Genomic DNA, 12,194 nt, shown 5'->3' on the forward strand with positions numbered 1-12,194 from the left:
ATCGCTGCGTTTTGCGCCTTGCAGCCCCTCCCGATCCGCAGCGCACACTTGCCGCTCGATTCGTGCAGAGGATCCCTGGCGCTTATTAGGTAAGCGTGAGTAGCTATCAAAAATATAGCGATTTGCGCTTGCTGGTGTTGAAGCTTTTCAGGTCATCACGGCCCGCTTGGCGTGTTGCTCGCTGGCGGCAGGCATCCACAGAATCTTGCGCACATCCACACCCATCGTCTGTGCCCGCTCCATGAGGTGCTCGCGCACATGCCAGGGCAGGGTGGGCGTGCGTGACAAGATCCACAGGTAATCGGTGCTGGAGCCCACCACCATGGCCCACTGGTAGTTTTCATCGAGCGCCACCACGTTGTAGCCGCCGTAAAACGGTCCAAAAAACGACACCTTGAGCGCAGCGCGCGTGGGCTCATCCACAAAGCGCGCCGTGCCCTCGGCCTGCTTCCACTCCTTGCGCACCGGGTCGTAGCCTCGGTTGACCACCTTGATCGTGTCGTCGGCGTTGCGGCTGTAGGTGGCGCTGGTCTGGGTCAGGCCGCGCTCAAAGGCGTGGTCGATGCGTGCCACCTCGTGCCAGTGGCCTGCATAGCGGTCTGCGTCAAACCCCGTAACGGGCTGAATGCCCTCGGGCGCGCGGGGCGTGGAGCAGGCCGTGAGCGCCAGCAACGCCATCATTGCGGCAGCGCCGATGACCAGCGGCCAGGGCGAATGGGCACGGGGTGGGGTGTGAATGCGCATGGGGCTTGCTCCTGCTGGGGTTGCTGCCGGGGCTGCCGTTGCACCTGACGTCACCTTATGGCACCTGACGGAATGTGCACTGCGCAGCGGCTGTTCGTGCGATCCACTGTAGGCACTGCGAGGGGGTCGGTGTGTAGGCGCGCGCTGGCAGCGGCTGTCGGCAGGATGTGCATCGGTGTGGTGGCGCTGCCGTCGTTCCGTACCTATCCAGGCCACCACTCTGGAGCGCTGTCGGAGATGGAGTTGATGGCATTTGCCGCGGCGCACTTCTCGCAATGCGTCCCCCTTGAGTGGCCGCATTCAGACAAGAGTGTTGATGATTTCCACCAGGCCTGGGGTACGACGGCCTTCCGGTACCGGCGCTGCTTTCGTGTTTGCATCCCTGCTTGCCAGGGTCTGCTGGTGCCGGGCGGCCTGTTCTTCCTGGCTCTGTCTTGTTATGGCGGCAATCTGTTGCTGCACCATCTGAGCCCGCAAGCCAGAGTCCGGCTTGCGGGGGCGGCGATAGACGCTTTTGACACCGGGACTTATTTGGCGGCAGCCTTGGCAGCCTGCGCCTTCTGCGTCTTGGTGTAGACCTCCATCACCGTCGCGAAGTCGCGCTCGAAATTGATGGGTAAAAAGGTGTCATTGCCTGGCAGCAACTGGCGCAGCTTGGGCGAAAAGCTGTAGCTGTACGAGCACTTCTTCACGCGGGCCTGCAGCTCGGGCGATACGTCCTTGCCCAGCGTCCAGGTCTCGGTCATGAAGGGCGGGCTCTCCCACAGCGTGCGGATGCTGGAGCCCTTCACATCGCCCTTGACCACCATGCGTTGGTACAAATCGCTGGCCACGGCTGCGGCGGGGTAGAAACCGTGCATCACGCCTGTGACCGAGCGCTCGTGGCCGTTGGAGAACACCACCTCGTAGTTCTGGTCCGGCACCAGCCCGATCGCCGGGAACAGCGCGCGCGGCGCCAGGTTGCCTGAGTTGGAGGTGGGTGTGGAGTGGGCAATCTTCTTGCCCACCAGGTCCTGCGGCTTGGTGAAAGGGCTGTCCACGCGCGAGATCAGGATCAGCGTGTAGGAATTGCGTTTGCCGCTGGCCTTGTTGCCGGGCACACCAAACGGGGCAGGCTGGCCAGCGCCCACCAACTGGGGCACCAGGCCGGGGTTGACCTGCGCCAGCTGTGCCTTGCCGCTGAGAAGGCTGTCGATCAGTTCCTTTTCGCCCAGCACATCGATGTTGGTGCTCTTCTCCAGCGATTCGCCTTGCAGATTCTGCAGATCAATGTTGCCGCAGCGCGCCAGGTGGTTGAAGTAGTCCCCCCACAGCAGCATGGTTTCGCTTTTGGCATAGGTCTTGGGCATGGCCACCACCAGTTTCTCGCGTGGGCTGCCTGCAAAGCTCGTGGCGGCCGGGGTGGCTGCGGTGGCGCGGGCAGGCGCGGCCCGGTCGGTCTGCGCAGCTACCGGGCCCAGCATCAGCGCGGTGCCAGACAGCAGTGCAAAAAAGCGGGTATCGAATCGCATCGTTGTTTTCCCTCCAATTGTGGTGAAAGCGCGCTCCGCGCGCGGGTCGGCCAGTATGCATGAACGTTTTGTGACAATCAGCGCCTTGGCGACCCGTGCGGGTGGACGTTTTGTCAACCTCGCGCCGCCCCGGCATGGACAAGCCCGCAGGGGACATGCGCGGGCCTGGTCCACACAATCCCAATCCATCGCAATGCCTACCGCTGTGAACAGCGTTTCCCATGTCGCAAAACACCCTGACCTTGCAACTGTTTTTCGAAGACCCGATCAAGCTGAAGCTCGCACAGCTCACGTACCAATACCTGTGCTCAGACAACACGGAACAGGCCCGACGCTGGGCGGACAAGCTGGGGGCCGCCAACCTGGAGTCCCTGTGGGATGCGCAATGGTTCAATGCGTCGGCATCTGCCGCTTCCACGCACCTTCTGCTCCAGTTCGACACGGGTACGAGCGACCCACCACCGCTGCGCCAGCTCGAAGCCCTGTTTGACCAGGGCCTGCGGGCTGCAGTGCTGGAGATCTTCTACGACCAGGTGGGGGAAACCGAGCGCATGCACTTCGACCGGGGCCAGTGGGTGTCGCGCAAGGCATTCATGGACGCCAACCCGCAGTGGCGCGCAGTGGTAGAGCCTGCGCAGCATGGTGGCGAAGGCCAGGGCAACGGCGGCGAGGAGGGTGGTGAGGCCGATGACCCCTATGCCTGCTCCAAAGACCCGGCCAAGCCCCTTGCCGTGGCCAAGCTGCGCCAGCAGGAGGAAAAGCGCATGCGCGAGGCCCGGGAGGCGGCCGAGGCCTTCGTGGAAATGGCGCAGGCCATGGGCAAAAGCGGCAAATCGCCCATGCAGGGCCTCATTGCCGTGCTGCTGCTGCGCGCCGGGCTCAAGGGGCTGGTGCATGCGGTGGCATTCACGGTAGTCACCGTGCTGCTGTTCAAGGGCTTCTGGCTGTGGATGGGCCTGGGGCTGGTGCTGGCCGTGGCGCTGCCGCTGTACTACATGGCCACCGAACACAAGGAGCTGCGCGGGGACGACGGAGACGATGACGCCGCCCCGCCTGGCGACGACGGCCCCGCCACGGTGATGGCACCCCAGTAAAAGCATCTCAGGAGAACAACAACATGCTGACGCAAATCGAATGGTGGGGTGGGGTGATCTTTGTGCTGGGGGCGCTGACCTACCGCATGGTCATGGGGGCGCTGGAAAGGCCGGCGGACGGCATTCCCTGGTACCGGCTCATGATGCACGTGTTCTTTCTGGCCCCGGCCGCTCTGCTGGCGGGCTACTTCTACCCGCTCACGCAGCCCGCGCTGCAGTACGGCTACCTAGCGCTGCTGGCCGTCTCGCTGCTGGTGGTGGCCGTGATGCTGGTGCAGGAGATGACCGGCGACTCGGGCGAGGGCCAAGAAGAGGGGCGCAGCAAGGAGCCCTTGAAGGAGGGCGCGACAGCCAAGGCCGACGATACCGACGAGTACGAAGAGCCCGGCTGGCTGATGTCGGTGGTCGGCGCCATGGTGCTGTACAGCCCGGTACTCACGGCCTGTGGCCTCGCCAGCTACAAGGCCTGGCCCATGGTGCAGCGCCTGGCGTAGTGCATCCGCAGTGCGCAGTGGGATGGCAGCGGTCTGGCAAGGCTGACAATGCCTGTCCACCATCCCCATGTTTTTCGCAGCCCTTGGTTTTGGCTCGGTGTACCAGCCTTCGTTAGTCCACAACTCGATGTCCCCCGATTCCTTTGCCGATCTTCTGTCGGTCTACATGCGGCGCATCCGCGCCAGCGCCTCCGGCGTGGCCACCGAAATTGGCCTGAGCCGTGAGGCCGTCAACAACTGGCGCAACGGCATCTCGGTGCCCAACCCGCGCTCGCGCGACAAGCTGGTGGCCTGCACCCGGTACCTGCGCCTGACCGAGAGCGAGGCCAACCGCCTGCTCAGCGCCGCAGGGTTTGCGCCAGAATTTCCCCTGCAGGCCGAATCCACCGGTGCGCAGCCGTTTGCCGCGTTCCAGGACAAGGTGTTTGCGCAACTGGCCCAGGCGGTGCCATACCCCATCTCGCTGCTGCTGTCGCCCGCGCACTGGGGGCAGCCGCCGTTCCGGCACGAGCTGCTGCAGCGCGCCCGCGCGCAATACGGCGAAGGCTCGGTGCTGCACATCCAGCCGCCCTACAGCGTGAGCACGGTGCCTGCCGAATACTTCGCGGCCATCGGCCGCCAATGCGGGCTGGGCGATGTGGCGTCGGACTACGAGTTTGAATCCGCGCTGGAGCGCCGCCTGCTGGCGGGCGAGCGCATCTTCTGCCTGGTCAGCCGATTCGAGCAGGGCACGCCCGCGCTGCGCGAAACCCTGGCGGGCATTTTGCGCAGCCTGAGCGAAATGCACAGCGGCCGCCTGCACCTGCTGCTGTGCGGCGGGCAGGCGCTGGCCGACCTCAAATACCGCAGTGGCGATCTCTCCCTGCTCAACATTGCGCAGGTCCACCACTGGCCCGACCCGTCGCTGGACGACCTCACGCAACTGGCCCGCCACCGCTGGCCCGAGCACACCTGGACCGAGCCCGTGGTGGCCGACTTGCAGGCGCTCAGCGGCGGCCATCCCGCGTTGTTTGAAGAAGGGTTGCAGTGGCTGGTAGACCAAGGGGTGGGTGATGGTCATGCATCGTCTGCTGCGTTGCGCACCCACCTGACCAGCAGCCCGCGCCTGTGGCAAACCTTTTTGCCGCTGGCCCAGGCGCCCGCCACGCGCACGCGCTTGCAGCAGCTGCTGCAGGCCGACGATCTAGGCCGCGCGCGGCCCTATCTGCAGGACGACGAACTGCGCAGCCTGTTCTGGGGCAACCTCATCCACGTGCGCGGCACGGGCGATGCGGCGCGGCTGCACTGGCGCTGCGCCACCATCCGCGATGCAGGCTTGATGGTGCTGGACGCATGCTCGAACGCTTGAGCCCCTTTTTCTCCAGGGCCGTGGTGCGTGCCGTGGTCATTGCGGTGGTCACGCTGTTCGTGGCCAGCGCGCTGTTCACGCCGCAGCTCAACCCGGTCACGCGGGGCTCGTTCCTGGCGTCGGTCAATGTAGGCCCGGTGTGGGGCGAACTGGTGCAGTGGCGCGTCGCCATGATCGAGGCGCGCAACGAGCTGGATGGCTGGCCCAAGGACATCCACCAATACGCACCGCGCATTGCCAACCCGCAGCTGCGCGTCACCTCCCCGCGCCCCAACGTGCTGCAGGCCGACATTGCCCACAACCCCGAGCTGGGCAAGCTGGCGGGCACCCAGGTGGTTGTGGAGCTCAAACCCGGCACCCACACCTGGACGTGCCGCCCCGGCAACCCACCCATTCCACCGGGCTACCTGCCCATCAACTGCCTGGAAGGCAGCTCCGACGACTTCGAGCCCGCCAAACCCGCACCCGACGCGGACCCGTTCGGCTGGCTGCGCTCGCTCATCCTGTGGTGCGGCGTGATCTTTGCCGCAGGCGCCGTGGTATGGGTGGTGCGCCACCCCATGATCGGCGCCGGGCAGCTGCGGCCCGCGCGCCTGCGCCGCACCCCGCTGGCGCGGCTGCCTCAGATCGACCGGCTGCTGCGCTGGCTGCGGCGGCTGGAACCCACGCTGCTGGCTGCCGACATTCGCATGGTGGACTGGCGCCGCGCCGTGGCCTGCGCCCAGGCCACGGGCGGCGAGCGCGCCCCGGCATTGGCCCGCGCGCTGGCCGAGCGCGTGTCGGCCCGCTGCCAGCCCAGCACCGACTGGGCACTGCCCGGTGCGGTGTTTGAGTGGCTGTTCCCGCCCGACCTGCCCGTGTCGCTGGACCGCTGCCTGGTCTTTGTGCCCACGCCCGGCATCGATGAAGCCACCGTGCTGCGCCAGCTGCGCGCCGTGCAGACCGGCAGCGACGTGCTGCTGATCCTGTGTGAGCACAGCGTGGACACGCCCTGGCCGCTGCTGCAGGCCCACGCCGGCGACCGCGCCAACCTGCATGTGATGGTGGACAGCGCCAGCCAGACCGAATGGCTGATCGGCGGCGATGCGCTGCAAGTGCTGCTGCGCCAACTGGCCGCGCAACTGCGCATCACCCGCATCTCGCCGTACCAGACGCGCGGCGGCGTCACGCGCGAAGGCGCCTTCTTCGGCCGCGCCCAGCTGCTGGCGCGTGTCATCAACCGCGAGCCCGCCAACTACCTGGTGGTGGGTGGGCGCCAGCTCGGCAAAAGCAGCCTGCTCAAGGCCGTGCAGCGCCGCATGGCGGGCCATCCGCACACTGTGTGCCATTACGTCTCGCTGCGCGATCACCGCCTGGCGCCGCGCATGGCGCTGCAGTTTGGCCTGCCGGCCGACACGCCGCTTGAAGCCATCGTGGACCATCTGCAGGCGCAGTACCAGGGCAAGCGCCTGGTGCTGCTGATCGACGAGGCCGACCTGTTCTTCCGCGATGAATCGGCCAACGGCTACGTGCAGCTGTCCACCCTGCGCGCGCTCAGCGAAGAGGGGCGCTGCTGGTTCATGCTGGCGGGCTTCTGGGACCTGTATGCCACGGCCGTGCTGGACTACCAAAGCCCGCTGCGCAACTTTGGCGAGGTGTTGGCCATTGGAGGCCTGGAGCGCGCCGCTTGCCGTGAACTGGCCACCGAACCACTGCGCAAGCTGCGCCTGGGCTTTGACAACGAAAAACTGGTGGATCGCCTCATCGACGCCAGCGGCCAGCGTGCCAACCTGGTGGCCATCCTGTGCCAGGAATGCCTGGAGGCGCTGTTGCCCGGCGAACGTGTCATCGAAGCCCGCCACCTCACCCAGGCCCTGGCCTCGCAGGCCGTGCAGGACGCACTGGCCGGCTGGGGCCGCCTGAGCCACGACGAAGCCGCCTGCCGCCTCGACCGCATCGTGGTCTACCACACAGCCCAGGCCGGGCAGACCAGCCTGGTCACCCTGGCCCAACTGCTGCAAAGCCACGGCATCGCGGGCGACGCGCAGGCCCTGCGCCAGTCACTGGCACGCCTGCAGCTGGCCTATGTGCTGCGCAAACACGAAGGCGGCGAATACCGCTTTGCCATCCCACTGCTGCAGGACCAGTTCGAGCCGACTGAGGTGGAGTTGCTGCTGCACCAGGAGCTGGCGGTGCTGGGTCGCGGGTGAGCATGAAGCCTAGGAAGCCTCTGCACGAATCACCGCGCCGTGTGCATCTGCGGATCGGGCGGTCTGCGTCGCAAGCAAATATTCGCAATAGCTACGGCTATTGCTGCGCTTTGCGCCTGGCAGCCCATCCCTATGCGCAGCGCACCAGTGCCGCTCGATTCCTGCAGAGGCTCCTGGGGTAGTTTCCGCTGGCGGGTTGAACCCCAGCGGCAGCCCCTACACTGCGGCCATCTGATCCCCCCAGGCCGCGAGGGCTTGGACTTCTACAGGAGGTTTGGACAATGCCCATCCAGCTCGATCACCTGATGGTGCCCGCCCGCGACAAACTGGCCGCCGCCCGGCTGCTGGCCGAACTGCTCGGCGTGCCCTGGTCCAAAACCGGCGTGGGGCCGTTTTCCCCTGTGTTCGTGAACGATGGTTTCACCATCGACTTCGACGAATGGCCCGAGCCCATTCCGCGCATCCACTACTGCTTTCGCGTGAGCGATGCGGAGTTCAACGCCATCCTCGCGCGCATCCAGGCGGCGGGCATCCCGTACCGCAGCGCGGTGCACGGCCCCGTGGACAGCCAGGTGGACACAGCCCACGGTGGCCGCATCGTGTACTGGAACGAGCCCGATGGGCACCAGTGGGAGATGCTGACCGTGAGCTATGCGCGCGCAGCCGCCACCTAGGCGGCCGGATTTCAAGCAAATTTGGCCGCCAGCGCTTGTTGCATAAGCGCTGATAGCTATCAAATTTGTACGTTTTGCCGCCTGTGAATCATGGCCGCTGCGCCATCACCAGCGCATACAGCGCCTGCGCCGCCACCGACAAGCTCTCGTCCCGCCGCCGCACCAGGTAGATCTGCCGCGTCAGCCCCGGCAGCGACAGCGGCCGCGTGACCAGCCCCGGCTGCGCGAAGTGGAACAGCGTAAGCGCGGGCACCACGCTGATGCCCAGCCCCGCGCGCACCATGCCCATCACCGTGGCGAGCTGCTCCACCTCCATCAGCGTGTGCATGGCCTGCGGGTGCAGGGCGGCCTCCAGGTACTGGCGCACGCTGCTGGTGCGCGCCAGGTGGATGAAGGGCCAGGCGGCCAGGTCCTGCGCGGTGATGGCCTTGCGGCGGCGCGCCAGCGGGTGGTCGGGCGGGCACACCAGGTAGAAGGTGTCGCTGCAAAACGGCTCGGCCTGCAGCGCGGGCGTGTCAGCGCGGATGGCGGCCAGCGCAAAGTCGGCATGGCCGCTGGCCACGCGGTCGATGCAGGGCTCGGACAGCACATCGGCAATGTCGATCTCGATGCCTGGGTGCGCCGTGCGGTACTGCGCCAGCACACCGGGCAGCCAGCCCGCCGCCAGTGACGGCAGCAGCGCCACGGCCACACGCCCGCGCTGCAGCGTGGCGGCACTGCGCACGGCGGCCAGGGCGCTGGTGATTTCGGCGCGGATGCGGCGGGCCGACTCCAGAAAGTTCTGCCCCTCGGGCGTGAGGTCCACATGGCGCGTGCTGCGGTCGAACAGGCGCAGGCCCAGGTCGTCCTCCAGCGCGCGGATCAGCGCGCTGAACGCGGGCTGCGACAAATGGCACAACGTGGCGGCGCGCGTGAAGCTGCGCTGCTCGGCCAGCGCGAGGAAGGCGTCGAGCTGGCGGCTGGAGAGGTGGGCGGCGCTCATGCGGGGTGGGTGTGATTCATCTGCTTTTCAGATGGATTCATCGTAACAATCGATTTCACAGAAGGCCGCCATGTTCCTACATTCACGGTCAGGAGACAACGGATTGATGCCGAACGACCAAAAAACCAACCTGCTGGTGGGCTGCGCCGCCGGCTTCTCGGGCGACCGCACCGACGCGGCCCTGCCCGTGGTGCAGGCGCTCATCGCCAGCGGCCAGCCTGCGGTGCTCATCTTCGAGACCCTGGCCGAGCGCACGCTGGCGCTGGCCCAGCTGGCACGCCGCACAGACCCCGATGCGGGTTATGAACCCCTGCTGGTGGACCTGCTGCGCCCCGTGCTGGCGCAGTGCCTGGCGCACGGTGTGCGCATCGTCAGCAACTTTGGCGCGGCCAACCCGCACGGCGCCGCGCACCACATCCACGCCCTGGCGGCCGAGCTGGGCTTGGCCCGCCCGCGCATTGCCGTGCTGCAGGGCGACGACCTGAGCGGCCCCGACCACCGTGCGCTGCTTCAGGGCGCGCTGGGCAGCGCGATGCCCACCGAGCCCATCGTCAGCGCCAACGCCTACATCGGCGCGCAGGCCATTGCCGATGCGCTGCGCGCTGGCGCCGACATCGTGGTATGTGGCCGTGTGGCCGACCCTTCGCTGGTGCTGGGCCCCGCGGTGGCGCACTACGGGTGGGCGCTGGACGACTGGGACCGGCTGGCCCGCGCCACCATGGCCGGGCATCTGCTGGAATGCGGCGCCCAGGTTACGGGCGGCTACTTTGCCGACCCTGGCTACAAAGACGTGGCGGGCCTGGCGCAACTGGGCTACCCCATCGCCGAGATCGACGCAGACGGCCACTGCACCATCACCAAGCCCCCGAACACAGGGGGCTGCATCACCGAGCGCACGGTGAAGGAGCAGCTGCTGTACGAGCTGCACGACCCGGCGGCGTACCTCACGCCCGATGTGGTGGCCGACATCACCACGGCCCGCGTGACCACGGTGGGTGCCGACGCGGTGCGGCTGGAAGGCGTGCAGGGCCATGCGCGGCCCGCCTCGCTCAAGGTCAACGTGTGTTTTGAATCGGGCTGGTTTGCCGAGGGCGAAATCTCCTACGCCGGCCCGCGCGCTGAGGCCCGTGCCCGACTGGCGGGCGAGGTGCTGCGCGAGCGCTTGCAAGGCCTGGGCCCACTGCGCATTGACCTGATTGGCGTGACCAGCATCTTTGGCGACGACACCAGCCGCTGGCTGGATGCGCCCGCTAGCGACACCCGCGATGTGCGCCTGCGCGTGGCCCTGCAACACCGCGACCACGCCATCGCCCAGCGCCTGGTGCGCGAGGTGACCGCGCTCTACACCTGCGGCCCCGCAGGCGGTGGCGGCGTGCGCACCGCCATGCGGCCGCGCCTGGGCACAGTGTCGTGCCTGGTGCCGCGCGATGCCGTGGCCGTGCGATTTGAGATGGTGGGCTAAGAAGCTGTGAACGAATCCCTCATGCCCGCTCGTGCCGCAAAAACGCACGCCCTCGGCGTTGCAAATACTCGCCATAGCCCGAGCTATGGCTGTGCTTTGCGCCTTGATGGCGCACGTTTGTGCTGCCCGCTCGGCCACGCCGGATTCATTCACAGCTTCTGAGGAGTACACACACCATGACGACGACCCTCACCGTTCCCCTCTACCGCCTGGCCCACAGCCGCACAGGCGACAAAGGCAACCGCTCCAACATCAGCGTCATCGCCTGGCACCCCGCGCTGTGGGATGTGCTGGTCGATCAGGTCACCGAGGCCGCCGTGGCACGCCAGTTCGCGCAGCGCCGCCCGCGCCAGGTCACGCGCTACCTGCTGCCGCAACTGCAGGCCATGAACATCGTGCTGGACGACGTGCTCGACGGCGGCGTGAACGACTCGCTCAACCTCGACAGCCACGGCAAGGCACTGAGCTATCTGCTGCTCGATATGCCCGTCACCGTGCCCGCGCACCTGGCGCAGCACTTTGGCGGTCCCACGGCCTAGACCTTCAGTTTCGCTTTTTCATCCATACCAACACCAGGAGACAACATGACCCATTCATCCCCCCGCCGCGCTCTGCTGGCCACTGCTGCAGCACTGGCGCTGGGTGCACTGCACGCCCCCACTGCGCTCGCCCAGGCGGCTGGTGCCTACCCCGCCAAGGCCATCACCTTTGTCGTGCCTTTCGCCGCAGGCAGCGCCACCGACCAGCTGGCGCGTGCGCTGGGCCAGTCCATCACCAACGACACCAAGCAGCCCGTGGTCATCGACAACAAGGCGGGCGCCAGCGGCATGATCGCCGCGTCGGCCGTGGCCAAGTCGGCGGCCGATGGGTACAGCGTGCTCATCACCACCAACACCACACATGCCGCCAACGAGCACCTGTACAAAAAGCTCTCGTACGACCCAGTGAAGGACTTTGTCCCGGTCACCGGCCTGGGCAAGGGTGGCCAGGTGCTCGTGGTCAACGCCAGCGCGCCGTACAAGAACGTGGGCGAGCTGCTGGCCTTTGCCAAGAAGAACCCCGGCAAGCTCAGCTTTGGCAGCGGCAGCTCGTCGAGCCGCATGGCGGGCGAGATGCTCAAGCAGCTGGCCAGCGTGGACATCCTGCACGTGCCCTACAAGAGCAACCCACTGGCCATCACCGACCTGCTGGGCGGGCAGATCGATTTGATGATCACCGACACCTCCACCGGCGTGCCACAGGTCAAGGCGGGCAAGCTGCGTGCGCTGGGCTATTCCACGCAAAAGCGCAGCGCGCAATTGCCCGATGTGCCCACGCTGGACGAAGCGGGCGTGAAGGGCTACGACATGGGTTACTGGTTTGCGGCCTACGTGCCCGCAGGCACGCCCGCGCCGGTGGTAGCGCGCCTCAACGAGCTGCTGACCGCCGCCACCAAGAGCGCAGCGGCCAAGAGCTTCTTCGAGAACGCGGGCTCCGAAGCCTGGACCACCACGCCCGATGAACTCGCCAAGTTCCAGGCTGCGGAGACGCAGAAGTGGGGCAAGGTGATCAAGGCGGCGGGTATCGAGGCCGAATAAGCCACCGGCCCACCCACCGGGCCGTTTCATTCCTTTTTTCCTTCTCTCAGCCTGCCTTTGCTCGCAGGTCTGGGCGAAGCCTTGCCCGCGCGCAGCGCAACAGACGCTGCCGCTTTTTT

Annotated in this window: 11 protein-coding genes; 8 read left to right on the forward strand and 3 right to left on the reverse strand. The window is 66.7% G+C overall.

The genetic code is table 11. From position 1 onward, the window contains the following. Window positions 1-147 precede the first annotated feature (147 nt). Window positions 148-744, reverse strand: a complete 597-nt coding sequence (locus LPA35_RS02210; protein WP_055401814.1) for a lipocalin family protein — start codon at window positions 742-744, stop codon at window positions 148-150. Between the two features lie 527 nt (window positions 745-1,271). Then, on the reverse strand, window positions 1,272-2,255 hold the full coding sequence (locus LPA35_RS02215) for a PhnD/SsuA/transferrin family substrate-binding protein (protein WP_228894797.1): 984 nt from the start codon (window positions 2,253-2,255) through the stop codon (window positions 1,272-1,274). Between the two features lie 221 nt (window positions 2,256-2,476). On the opposite strand from LPA35_RS02215, the gene LPA35_RS02220 reads away from it, so the two are divergent. The 5 genes from LPA35_RS02220 to LPA35_RS02240 all read left to right on the forward strand — a co-directional run bounded on the left by LPA35_RS02220 (window position 2,477) and on the right by LPA35_RS02240 (window position 8,054). Further along, entirely contained in the window at window positions 2,477-3,349 is an 873-nt protein-coding gene (locus tag LPA35_RS02220; RefSeq protein ID WP_228894799.1) for a hypothetical protein, read from the forward strand. A 23-nt stretch (window positions 3,350-3,372) separates the two neighbouring features. Next, the gene (locus LPA35_RS02225; protein WP_056064002.1) at window positions 3,373-3,843 is read left to right on the forward strand and encodes a hypothetical protein; all 471 of its coding nucleotides are present in this window, start codon (window positions 3,373-3,375) and stop codon (window positions 3,841-3,843) included. 127 nt (window positions 3,844-3,970) lie between these two features. Beyond that, window positions 3,971-5,191 carry a hypothetical protein gene (locus tag LPA35_RS02230; RefSeq protein WP_228894802.1) on the forward strand — a complete coding sequence of 407 codons (1,221 nt, stop codon included), beginning with the start codon at window positions 3,971-3,973 and terminating at the stop codon, window positions 5,189-5,191. Next, complete coding sequence (locus tag LPA35_RS02235) at window positions 5,176-7,380, forward strand: ATP-binding protein (RefSeq protein WP_228894804.1); 2,205 nt, start codon at window positions 5,176-5,178, stop codon at window positions 7,378-7,380. Before LPA35_RS02230 ends, LPA35_RS02235 begins: the two co-directional genes overlap by 16 nt. A gap of 281 nt (window positions 7,381-7,661) precedes the next feature. Beyond that, entirely contained in the window at window positions 7,662-8,054 is a 393-nt protein-coding gene (locus LPA35_RS02240) for a VOC family protein (RefSeq protein ID WP_218299508.1), read from the forward strand. A gap of 88 nt (window positions 8,055-8,142) precedes the next feature. Here the strand turns inward: LPA35_RS02240 and LPA35_RS02245 are convergent, their stop codons facing one another. Then, window positions 8,143-9,036, reverse strand: a complete 894-nt coding sequence (locus LPA35_RS02245; RefSeq protein ID WP_228894806.1) for a LysR family transcriptional regulator — start codon at window positions 9,034-9,036, stop codon at window positions 8,143-8,145. 106 nt (window positions 9,037-9,142) lie between these two features. On the opposite strand from LPA35_RS02245, the gene LPA35_RS02250 reads away from it, so the two are divergent. From LPA35_RS02250 to LPA35_RS02260, 3 genes are all read left to right on the forward strand, one after another. Continuing rightward, complete coding sequence (locus LPA35_RS02250; RefSeq protein ID WP_228894807.1) at window positions 9,143-10,498, forward strand: acyclic terpene utilization AtuA family protein; 1,356 nt, start codon at window positions 9,143-9,145, stop codon at window positions 10,496-10,498. A gap of 176 nt (window positions 10,499-10,674) precedes the next feature. Beyond that, window positions 10,675-11,037: a hypothetical protein gene (locus LPA35_RS02255; protein WP_228894813.1), complete on the forward strand. Its 363-nt coding sequence runs from the start codon at window positions 10,675-10,677 to the stop codon at window positions 11,035-11,037. Window positions 11,038-11,082: 45 nt separating this feature from the next. After that, window positions 11,083-12,075, forward strand: a complete 993-nt coding sequence (locus LPA35_RS02260) for a tripartite tricarboxylate transporter substrate binding protein (RefSeq protein WP_228894815.1) — start codon at window positions 11,083-11,085, stop codon at window positions 12,073-12,075. Window positions 12,076-12,194: the final 119 nt, after the last annotated feature.

Origin of the sequence: Acidovorax sp. Leaf73 (genome assembly GCF_916855635.1) — a bacterium.
In the GTDB taxonomy this organism is placed as follows: Bacteria; Pseudomonadota; Gammaproteobacteria; order Burkholderiales; family Burkholderiaceae_C; genus Acidovorax; species Acidovorax facilis.

Coding starts and splice junctions, on each gene's coding strand:
- LPA35_RS02245 (WP_228894806.1), bottom strand. CDS start 9,036: ATGAGCGCCGCCCACCTCTCCAGCCGCCAGCTCGACGCCTTCCTCGCG.
- LPA35_RS02210 (WP_055401814.1), bottom strand. CDS start 744: ATGCGCATTCACACCCCACCCCGTGCCCATTCGCCCTGGCCGCTGGTC.
- LPA35_RS02235 (WP_228894804.1), top strand. CDS start 5,176: ATGCTCGAACGCTTGAGCCCCTTTTTCTCCAGGGCCGTGGTGCGTGCC.
- LPA35_RS02260 (WP_228894815.1), top strand. CDS start 11,083: ATGACCCATTCATCCCCCCGCCGCGCTCTGCTGGCCACTGCTGCAGCA.
- LPA35_RS02220 (WP_228894799.1), top strand. CDS start 2,477: ATGTCGCAAAACACCCTGACCTTGCAACTGTTTTTCGAAGACCCGATC.
- LPA35_RS02215 (WP_228894797.1), bottom strand. CDS start 2,255: ATGCGATTCGATACCCGCTTTTTTGCACTGCTGTCTGGCACCGCGCTG.
- LPA35_RS02240 (WP_218299508.1), top strand. CDS start 7,662: ATGCCCATCCAGCTCGATCACCTGATGGTGCCCGCCCGCGACAAACTG.
- LPA35_RS02225 (WP_056064002.1), top strand. CDS start 3,373: ATGCTGACGCAAATCGAATGGTGGGGTGGGGTGATCTTTGTGCTGGGG.
- LPA35_RS02255 (WP_228894813.1), top strand. CDS start 10,675: ATGACGACGACCCTCACCGTTCCCCTCTACCGCCTGGCCCACAGCCGC.
- LPA35_RS02230 (WP_228894802.1), top strand. CDS start 3,971: ATGTCCCCCGATTCCTTTGCCGATCTTCTGTCGGTCTACATGCGGCGC.
- LPA35_RS02250 (WP_228894807.1), top strand. CDS start 9,143: ATGCCGAACGACCAAAAAACCAACCTGCTGGTGGGCTGCGCCGCCGGC.